6 protein-coding genes are annotated in these 10,458 nt (G+C 42.5%); 2 read left to right on the plus strand and 4 right to left on the minus strand.

What is annotated here, in order from left to right; translation table 11 throughout:
* Positions 1–201 precede the first annotated feature (201 nt).
* From HW279_RS00005 to HW279_RS00015, 3 genes are all read right to left on the minus strand, one after another.
* Positions 202–2,193: a RagB/SusD family nutrient uptake outer membrane protein gene (locus HW279_RS00005; RefSeq protein ID WP_178957488.1), complete on the minus strand. Its 1,992-nt coding sequence runs from the start codon at positions 2,191–2,193 to the stop codon at positions 202–204.
* Positions 2,194–2,205: 12 nt separating this feature from the next.
* Positions 2,206–5,382 (minus strand): SusC/RagA family TonB-linked outer membrane protein, encoded by a 3,177-nt coding sequence (locus tag HW279_RS00010; RefSeq protein ID WP_178957489.1) that lies wholly within the window; start codon positions 5,380–5,382, stop codon positions 2,206–2,208.
* Between the two features lie 1,048 nt (positions 5,383–6,430).
* Positions 6,431–7,087, minus strand: a complete 657-nt coding sequence (locus HW279_RS00015) for a carbonic anhydrase (RefSeq protein WP_178957490.1) — start codon at positions 7,085–7,087, stop codon at positions 6,431–6,433.
* A gap of 54 nt (positions 7,088–7,141) precedes the next feature.
* Here HW279_RS00015 and HW279_RS11275 point away from each other — a divergent pair, with 54 nt between their 5' ends.
* Together HW279_RS11275 and HW279_RS00020 are read left to right on the plus strand one after the other, a co-directional pair.
* Positions 7,142–7,240, plus strand: a complete 99-nt coding sequence (locus tag HW279_RS11275) for a LuxR C-terminal-related transcriptional regulator (RefSeq protein ID WP_410493740.1) — start codon at positions 7,142–7,144, stop codon at positions 7,238–7,240.
* A gap of 134 nt (positions 7,241–7,374) precedes the next feature.
* Positions 7,375–9,060 carry a glutamine--tRNA ligase/YqeY domain fusion protein gene (locus HW279_RS00020; RefSeq protein WP_178957491.1) on the plus strand — a complete coding sequence of 562 codons (1,686 nt, stop codon included), beginning with the start codon at positions 7,375–7,377 and terminating at the stop codon, positions 9,058–9,060.
* Positions 9,061–9,135: 75 nt separating this feature from the next.
* On the opposite strand, the gene HW279_RS00025 is transcribed toward HW279_RS00020, so the two are convergent.
* Positions 9,136–10,458 (minus strand): glycoside hydrolase family 3 C-terminal domain-containing protein (locus tag HW279_RS00025; protein WP_178957492.1); only part of this gene is annotated, 1,323 nt, incomplete at its 5' end.

Genomic DNA, 10,458 nt, shown 5'->3' on the forward strand with positions numbered 1-10,458 from the left:
TCACATACTCCGCTCTCGCGGACTTCCTCAATGAGGGGGAATGTAGTGACGGAAAAGGGAAGTAATGACGGGGGACGAATGACGAATGATGAAAAGTGGAGCGATGAAAAAGTTTATAGCAAATAGCTATAAAATAGAAAAAGCTACCCCTCAAAGGTAGCTTTTTCTGTCTAAGCAATAAAAATTATGTTATGAAAGATGTTATTTTATACTTTCGCCGGCTACTTTGCTCCAGCCTGGATTTTGATAGATTACTGAACCATCTAAATTGGCTTGATTTTGAGAAGTAAGACGGAAGGCGTCCATAGGGATTGGCTCGAAATAATGAGCGTCATTCCACTTATAACCATCGTAATAGAGATTGTTCACTTTATTGCGTTGGTAAGGACGCAAGTAGACGCTGTTGGATTGTGGGTTTACATTTCCTTTATCGGTGTCGCTTACTACTAATTTGGAAGTGCCATCTTGGTTTTTATACCAATCTTTCATAGTTCCCCAAATTTTGAATCCTTCGACAATATAAGGAGTGTTTTTGATCTGTTCCATAGAACGCCAACGTTTTAGGTCAGCCCAACGCATACCCTCGGCAATAAACTCGTTACGACGTTCGCGACGGATATTGTAAAGCGTTGTATTCACCAAAGTTCCTGCGGAGTAAGCTCCCCAGTCGCCAAGTTTTTCTTTCTCCATATCGGTAGCATAGATGGTTTTTTGGAAATCGGGATCTACGTTAGCACGTGTTCTAAGAGCGCGCCAATAGGTTTGAGAAGAGCCATCGAGGGTACCATCGAGGAGATATTGAGCTTCCATATAGTTGAGTAAAGCTTCGGCACCACGAAAAACAATAGAGCCTGTAATACCGTGGTCGTGAGTAGTGGCATCGGCTTCTGAATAGTTCAACCCTTTTTTCACACGATAGCCTGTGGTAGCACGGGTTTCGGCAGGGTTAAGGATTTCGGGCACAGGGGCTTTTACAGGAGTCCCTTCGTGGTAATACAAGGTGTCGTTATCTAACTTAGTGAAGAGACGCAAGCGGTCGTCGCGTTTTTCTATTGTATTGAAAAGAGTCTCATCGCCTAAATAGCCTGATCCTGATGCATAGATGGGCAAGCCGTTTTTCATTAGGTAAGAGTCTACGAGCCCTTTGGTATAGCCAGAGCCACCTCCGTTACGAGCTAATTCCATTTGGATATTATGCGTTTGTTCAGTTTTAGAATATTTACGCCAGAAGATAACCTCGTCATAAGATTCCATATTATCATCGGCAAACATCATAAAATAGCGATTCTTAATAGCCATACTGGCATCGCGAGCTACACGCACGCCAGAGTTAGGGGTAAGGTTATTTACCATCTTATCGGCGACTACTTTAGCAGCGTTTTTGGCTTCGGTAAGGAAGAACTTAATTTCATCATCGATATTGATACTGAAGTTACTCAAATAGCTTGCTTGAGCACCAGGCCAGCCAGCTCCTCCTGGCACTTGGGCAGTACCTTTGTGGTATTTAAGCCAAGTACCTTCGTAGAGTGCTACACGAGACTTGAGGAGATAAGCAGCGTTGAGATTGATGCGATTTTTGCCATTAGGGGTACTTTCGCTGAGCAGGGCGATGGCTTTGTCTAAATCGGAAAGGATAAAGCGAGCGACCTCATTTTGAGGACGGCGCTTACTTTGCTCAGTTAAGATAGCGTTCTCGTCGGGCAACACTTCAGTAATGATGGGGAAGTCGCCAAAGTTTTGGAGTCTTACGAAATAGATTTGTGCTCTGAGCGCATAGACTTCTCCTATACACTGCTTAATATTAGCAGGACTTCCTTTAATTTCATTGGCTTCGTATTTAGGAAGTACTTTCTCAAAGAAGTAGTTGCACTTTCTGATAGACTCGAAATTCCATTCTTTACTAGTACTAGGCACACGCCATTCACCGGGTAAGAATCGAGCATTACCAGCTGGGGCAACTTGGTTATCGGTTGCATCGTCCGATTTGAAGACGGAAAGCCCGTATTGTCCTGGTGGAATAGTAGAGAAACTTACATCGGGATAGAGGTTGATAGCATAAGAGAGTAAGTCGCTTTCGGTATTAAAGAAGTTATCGGGGGTTACTTTATCCAAAGGCTCTCTATCTAAGAACTTATCGCAAGAGGCGAGTAATACTCCTGCTGATAAAGCTATATATTTTAAATATCTTTTCATAGTTTACTAAAATTAAAGAGTTATATTTAAACCAATTGCCCAAGTTTTTGAGATAGGATAAGTTTTAGCACCTTCGTCGCCATAACCGATACCTAACATTTCGGGGTCGTAAAGTTTACTGAGCTTGGTAAAGGTGAGGATATTTTCACCTGAAATATAGACACGTAAGTTACTAATGCCTATTTTCTCACTTACTTCTTGGGGGATCGTATATCCGAGCTGTATGTTTTTCACCCTTAGATAAGCGGCATTTTGCAAATAGCGGGTTTGTGTATGGCGGTTTCTACCTGAATCCCAGTCGGGACGAGGATAGTAAGAGTCGAGATTTTGTCCTAATGGGTGATTAGGGTCATTGCGGAAATAGTCCAAATGTTCTTTAAAGACTACGGTTTGCCACTTACCGCCACTTGCTCCCCAGAAGTAAGAACCACTGGTGGCAAAGTCGCGTTTGCCTACCCCTTGCAAGAAGAGACGGAAGTCGAACCCTTTGTAAGAGGCATCGAGGGTTATACCATAGTTATATCGAGGGGTTTTGTTACCTATAATAGAAAGGTCGCCAGAGTCATCGACAGTGTTTTTACCGTTAGATATTTTACCGTCGCCATTAAGGTCTTCGTACATAATATCGCCCGCACTCCAGTTACTTCCTAACTGACTTTGGTTTACCTTAGCTAAATGAGCGTCCATTTCGGCTTGTGTTTTGGCAATTCCTTTGGTGGTATATCCCCAGATATCACCATCATAACGACCCTCGTACCAATTATCTCTTTTGTCACCTAAACTCTTAGAAGGGTTAGGGTATTTAAGGATTTTCTGACGAGAGTCGGCAAGGGTAAAGGTAAGACCATAGCGAAAGTCTTCACCGATTTTGTCTTTCCAGCTGAGCATTACTTCAAAACCACGGCTTTCCATATCGGAGTTATTAGTTTTGGGGACTGCTGCGCCAAGGGTTTGAGGTAGCTCGGGAGCAGGTCCTATCATACCGTAAGTGGCACGGACAAAGTAATCGAACGTGAAGTTCAAACGATTTTTAAGAGCGGTTACATCGAGACCTGCATTCCAAGAACGTACGGTTTCCCAGCCGTAAGTAGTACTGATAAGTGCAGGTATACCAGCAATATTAGGGCGAGATTCTCCTAAAACCCACTTACCTTCATTGGTTTTGTAATCGATTATAGTATAAAGAGGATACCAGTTTTTGGTATTTTGGTTACCCAATTCACCCCAAGAGCCTCTAATCTTGAAGGTGCTCACATAGTCGCGATAGGGTTCCCAGAAGTTTTCTTGAGCTACGTTCCAACCAGCAGAGAAAGAAGGGAAGAAGCTCCAACGTTGATTGCGCAAGAAGCGAGAAGTACCATCATAACGACCATTTACCTCTAACAAATATTTACCTTGGTAATCGTAGTTGATACGACCAAAGAAACCTAAGGTAGCCCAATGGCTATAACCTCCTTTGGTTACTTCTTTACCAGAAGCGGTATTTAGAGTAGGAGTTAAAGGGGTAATCACATTCTTTTTATCGCCTGATAAATCTCTACTCTTTAGAAGTTCGGACTGGAAGCCCGCCATAAGCTTAAAGTTATGACCACTTTCTAAATTGATGTGATAATTTGTGAATACGTTAGGGTTTAAGAAGTTTTCTTTCTTAGCATATTCATATATAGAAGAAGTCTCGTTATCTACAATATAAGGTTGATTTTTGACATCTTTAGCATAAGTAGTAAGATGGTCGGTGTGATTGAACTCTGTATAGATACGATAGTTAAACTCAGCTACCACGTCCCATTTATCAGTGATTTTGTAATTGGCAGTGAGTTGAGAATACAACCAATCCTTCTCAGATTTTTGTTTACCACCCTCTCTCAGGTATGGCACTTTACTTTCACGAGTATAATTGCCATTCGGGTCTTTGAGAGGGATAATAGGCCAATAACGAATGATATCGTGGAAGAATACGGCATTGTGGGTAAGGTAGGAAGGGGCTTCGTAATTCTGGCGCACTAACCGAGAACTATAGCCTATAGAGAGTTTGTCATTAATTTTAGCGTTTATTTTACCTGTAAGGGTATAGCGGTCGAAGTCTTCGGAGGCATAACGGAAAAGTCCATCGCGGTTTAAGTAGTTAGCAGAGATGTAATACTGGTTTTTATCACTACCGCCACTTACACTGAGGTTGTGTTCATAAGAATAATAAGCTTTCTTGTAGTGTTCTTCAATCCAGTTGGTATTTGCAATAGGGAGCAAGTCGTGAGCGTCCCAAGCTTCCCATTTACCAGAAGAGTTTTCGAACATTGATTTGGTAATCTTTCCTTCTTGAAAGTCTTTTATTTGTTGAAGTTTCCAATCTTGGAATTGCGTACCGCCTACATCGGCGTCGTTAAAATAAGTAGCCCAAGAGTAAGAATCGACCATTTTAGGGCGAATGATAGGAGAATCAGCACGCAAATTAGAAGTATAGTTTACTATTACTTTACCAGATTTTCCTTTTTTAGTAGTTATGAGGATTACCCCAAACGGAGCTCTTGAACCATAGATAGAAGCAGCCGCAGCATCTTTAAGTACTGAAATATTCTCGATATCATTAGGGTTGAGGGCATTCATATCGCCTTCCATACCATCGATAAGTACTAACGGGCTTGCATTAGAGCCATCGCCAATGGTACCTGCTCCACGAATGTTAAAGCTTTTGGTAGCATCGAGCTGACCTCCAGCGGTGGAAGTGGAGATGTTCAGCCCCGGAACAATACCTTGCAAAGCCTCAGTGACGGTAGCTACGGGACGTGCTTCGATAGCTTTAGAGTCGACAGAACTGACAGAACCCGTAAGGTTTACTTTCTTTTGGGTACCAAACCCCACCACTACTACTTCGCTGAGTTGCTGGGTATCTTCTTTTAGCTGTACATTAACTGTATAAGAATTACCCCCCCCTACAACTTTTTTAGTCTGGGTAGTAAATCCTACAAAGCTAAACTCAAGCACATCGCCTACTTTGGCTTGGATTTGGTAATTACCGTCAAAATCAGTAGATGTACCGTGCGTAGAGCCTTTAACCACTACGGAAACTCCGGGTAAAGGCGTTTTTTTATCGTCAGTAACTTTACCTTTTACTGAGATGGTTTGTGCCATAAGAGTTGTTAAAAAGCAACCTAACACAAACATAACAAATGTTAAATACTTTTCTTTCATAAGTTTGGCTATTAAATGAAATTTACGGCGTAAAAGTACGACTATTTATTATACCTACCAAATAATTATAGCTAATATTTTTAAATAATTTTATATACTTCGCTAAATAGAGGGGATAATCATATGAATTACAATAGATAAGGAGAAAATAAAAGAAAGTGTATTTTTATTAATTTTAACACTTTTCAAAAGAAAAAGGAAGAAAGTGTGAGGTCGTAGCACGACGGGCGGGGAAAATTAGCAAATGAGAAAATGAGAAAATTAGAGAATGAGGGAATATTGTTTGTTTATTCAACTTTGGCAAAGTTTAAAACTTTGCCAAAGTTTGAGATGAAAAAGTGATGTGCTGGGACTGATTAGGGTTTTCGGAAGAAAACGGAATTTTTCAGAAGGGAGCTGAGAGGAATTTTAGTGAAAAAAGGCTATAAGGAGGGTGGGGTTAGCTTATAGAGAGCTTATAGGAAGCTTATACGAATCTTGGACGATTGGTATAGAAAGGGTATATAAATAGTTGACTCATAGTATAATACAGCGATGCAAAAAATGGCAAAAATAGGGTTTCGAGGCGAAAGAAAGAGAATCCTCACCCCGTCCCTCTCCCAAGGAGAGGGGGGAATGTAGGGACAGAAAAAGGGGAATGTAGTGACGGAAAAGAGAAGGGATAATTAGGGAATTAGCAAATTTGGAAATGAGAAAATGGGGTGGTGTGGTGTCTTAGGGCATAAGCAATAGGGGATAACCTCCCCCTTTTACACATACTCCGCTCTCGCGGACTTCCTCAATGAGGGGGAATGTAGTGACGGAAAAGGGAAGTAATGACGGGGGACGAATAACGAGGGTGAGGCGGTGAAAAAGTTTTATGAGATAGATTAAAAAAGTGGGTGCTATCGGAGAGACTTAGGGGAGCGAAAAGATAGACGTGGTAGAATAGGTGTTTATAAAGAAGTTTTTGAGAGAAATTGTATTTAATATAAGTTCGTTGTAAAGTAGCCAGAGAATAGTTGGAGCTGATATATGACGTCTTTTGACTTTTGACTATTGAGTGAAATTAGTAGGGTTTATACCATTCTTGTCCGGTGAGGTCGTATATCTTTTGGATTTTATGAAGGAAGGCTTCGAAGTCGAGATTAAGGTCTATAAGTTCGCCGGTGTGAATATCGAATACCCAACCGTGAACAGCAGGATATTGGTGTTTGAGATAACTTTCTTGCACAACTGCCATTTTGGTAACATTGAAACACTGTTCTTCTACGTTCAGTTCTACCAAACGGCGGTAACGCTGGTCGGCATCAGTAATGGCATCGAGTTCTGCTTGATGCAAGCGGTATACATCGCGAATGGTACGCAACCAAGGGTTTAACAAACCAAAGTCTTTGGCTTGCATAGCAGCCTTTACACCTCCGCAATCGTAATGACCACATACGACAATATGCTTTACTTTCAGGTGTTCTACGGCATATTGTATCACAGCGGTAGAGCTCATATCGAGAGTGTTTACTACATTGGCAATATTGCGGTGTACGAACACTTTACCAGGACCTACACCCATTAACTCTTCGGCAGCTACACGACTATCGGAGCAACCTATATAAAGATAGTCGGGGTTCTGGTCTTCGGCGAGTTTCTCGAAGAAATGAGGGTCGCCCTCTTTGCGGTGTTTTACCCATTGACGATTGTTTTCAAATATTTTGTTGTAAGTAGGCATAAGTTATAATGATTAGTGGCTACTGAGGTGGCAAAGGTAGGTGTTTTTAGGGAAATGACAAATATTTGCAGAGAAATCTCCGAAAAGCTGAATATCAGTGTACATACAGTAAACCATTATAGGCAAAATATCCTAAGAGAAAACACACGCTGATAATGTGGAAGCTATTGCCTTCGCCAAAAGAATGAGAGTAATTGGTTAATTAGTAAATTAGGAAATTATTTGTATCTTTGCACCTTGAAAACAAGAATTAACTATCTACCATTCATCATTAATCATTAAAAAAGATGTCAGAAGAATTAAAAGAACAACGCTCTAATAACTTTATAGAAAATATCATTGAGGAAGACCTTGAGGCAGGCTTTCCCGCCAGCGCCTTACGCTTTCGCTTCCCTCCAGAACCGAATGGCTACTTGCACCTCGGTCACGCGAGTTCTATCTGCCTTAACTTCGGATTGGGCTTGCGCTACAACGCCCCTGTAAACTTGCGTTTCGACGATACCAACCCTTCTAAGGAAGAACAAGAATACGTAGATGCGATTCGCCGTGATGTAGCGTGGCTCGGATTCAAATGGGATAAAGAATGCTACGCTTCCGACTATTTTCAAGAACTTTACGACTGGGCAGTAATGCTTATCAAACAAGGGAAAGCCTATGTAGATAAACAAACATCGGAAGAGATTGCCACTCAAAAAGGCACGCCAACGGTAGCAGGAACTGAGAGCCCTTATCGCAATACCTCTCCTGAGGAAAACCTCGCCCTTTTTGAGCGTATGAAAAACGGTGAATTCGAAAATGGCACGTATGTACTCCGCGCCAAAATTGATATGGCATCGCCTAATATGCTAATGCGCGACCCTATCATCTACCGTATTATGAACGCTTCACACCACCGCACAGGCGACAAATGGCATATCTATCCTATGTACGACTGGGCGCACGGAGAAAGCGACTACCTCGAACAAATATCACACTCTCTTTGTACACTGGAATTTTTACCACACAGAGAGTTATACGATTGGTTTTTAGACCAGGTATACGACAACACTCGTACCCGTCCTAAACAACGTGAGTTTGCCCGCCGTAACCTCAGTCATACGATTGTGAGTAAACGTAAGTTGTTGCAATTGGTAACCGAAAACTATGTTGCTGGCTGGGACGACCCCCGTATGCCTACTATCTCAGGTTTACGTCGCCGTGGTTATACCCCTGAAGCTATTCGTAAATTCGCTGACACCATCGGTATTGCCAAACGCGAAAACCTAATAGATGTATCGCTATTGGAATTCTGCGTGCGCGAGGACCTCAATAAAAAAGCTAACCGCGTAATGGCAGTGCTCGACCCCGTGAAGGTGGTGATTACCAATTATCCTGAGGGACAAGAAGAATGGCTTGACGCCGAAAATAATCCTGAGATAACCCCTATGACCTATCGTAAGGTGCCTTTCAGTAGAGAAATTTATATCGAGAGAGATGACTTTAGAGAAGAGGCTGACAAGAAGTATTTCCGATTAAAATTAGGAGGAGAAGTACGTTTGAAGAATGCTTATATCATCAAAGCTGAAAGCGTAGTGAAAGACGCTCAAGGAAATATTACCGAAATACATTGTACTTACGACCCCGATAGCCGTAGCGGTAGTGGTACCGAAGCGAGTATGCGCAAGGTAAAAGGTACACTTCACTGGGTATCAGTAGCCCACGCAATAGAAGCCGAAGCGCGCCTCTATGACCGCCTCTTTACCGTTGCTGAACCCGACCGCCAAGAGGATAGCTTCTTAAACTACATCAACCCCGATTCTCTAAAAGTAGTAACTGCTTATGTAGAGCCAAGCCTCAAGACCGCCCAAGCAGGCGACACGGTACAGTTCCAACGTTTGGGCTATTTCAGTGTAGACCCCGATACTACCCCCGAAAAATTGGTGTTCAACAAAACCGTCGGCTTAAAAGATACGTGGGCTAAGATTAGCGAATAAGATATCATACACTAAAACAAAAAAAGGATTGCCCTAGAAGAGCAATCCTTTTTGCGTGTAATGAAAGAAAAAAATCTACTTTAGTTCAAAATCTCTTTCGTTGCTGTTATCGGCGGAGTGTTGAGCTACCCAGAGTTTGAAAGCGCCGGGTTCGGTTACTTTTTTCAAATCGGCGTTGTAGAAGGCTAAGAGGTCTTCGGTGATTTCAAACTGTACTTGTTTGCTTTCGCCGGCTTTGAGTGCAACTTTTTGGAAGCCTTTGAGCTCTTTCACCGGACGGGTTACACTACCCACCAAATCGCGAATATACAATTGCACTACTATTTCACCATCGCGCTTGCCGGTATTGGCTACTTGGGCTGTAACAGTGAGTTTACCTCCTTTGCTGAGGGTGGCACTGCTGAGCTGTACATTACTAATATTAAAGGTGGTGTAGCTCAATCCGTAACCAAAAGGATAGAGTGGTGTGACAGGCGCATCCTCATATTTAGAGCGGTAATCAACTGTTGGGTTATTAGGATCAACGGGGCGACCAGTATTCTTGTGATTGTAATAGATAGGCACTTGACCTACATTGCGAGGGAAACTCATCACCAAACGCCCTGAAGGGTTGTACTTGCCTGATAATACATCGGCGATGCCATAACCTGACTGGGTACCAGGGAACCACACTTGCAAAATAGCATTGGCTAACTCACTCTCTTCACTGAGATCGAGCGGACGACCGCTATACACCAATAATACTATAGGTTTGTCTGTTTGTTTGAGCGCGCGGAGCAATTCGCGTTGAGGCGCGCGCAAACGTATATCGGTAAGGCAAGCAGATTCACCAGACCAGTTATAATCTTCACCTAAGGCTACCACCGCTACATCGGCAGCGCGTGCTGTAGCTACTGCTTTGGCAATATCGGCAGAAGTAGTGGCGGTAAGTGTACAACCTTTGGCATAGCTGAACTGCACCTTACTATCTTTATACACTTCTTGTAATCCTTTAAAAAGAGATGCACTGAGTGTACGATCACCGCGACCTTGCCATTCGCCATTTTGGTTAATAGAATCTTTTATCATAGGGCCTATAAGGGCTACCCTTTTCGGCATATCGGGAGTGATAGGCAATACCTCGGCGTTGTTTTTGAGCAATACCACTGATTTAGCAACGGCAGTGCGGGCTACTTGCAAGAACTCCGGTTTCATAAGGGTTGTTTTGGCGCGATTCTCATCGAGGAACTTGTAAGGGTCGTCAAATAAGCCCAATACGAATTTCATTTCCAAGATACGGCGTACAGCGGTGTTGATAGTCTCTTCTTTTACCTTACCCTCTTCGACTGATTTTTTGAGGTGTTTGATAAAGTTAGCGCCTGTCATATCCATATCAATACCAGCATTGATTGCTAGCTC

The organism is Capnocytophaga sp. oral taxon 903, assembly GCF_013394785.1.
Classification (GTDB): domain Bacteria; phylum Bacteroidota; class Bacteroidia; order Flavobacteriales; family Flavobacteriaceae; genus Capnocytophaga; species Capnocytophaga ochracea.

Coding starts and splice junctions, on each gene's coding strand:
- HW279_RS00005 (WP_178957488.1), bottom strand. CDS start 2,193: ATGAAAAGATATTTAAAATATATAGCTTTATCAGCAGGAGTATTACTC.
- HW279_RS00010 (WP_178957489.1), bottom strand. CDS start 5,382: ATGAAAGAAAAGTATTTAACATTTGTTATGTTTGTGTTAGGTTGCTTT.
- HW279_RS00015 (WP_178957490.1), bottom strand. CDS start 7,087: ATGCCTACTTACAACAAAATATTTGAAAACAATCGTCAATGGGTAAAA.
- HW279_RS11275 (WP_410493740.1), top strand. CDS start 7,142: ATGACAAATATTTGCAGAGAAATCTCCGAAAAGCTGAATATCAGTGTA.
- HW279_RS00020 (WP_178957491.1), top strand. CDS start 7,375: ATGTCAGAAGAATTAAAAGAACAACGCTCTAATAACTTTATAGAAAAT.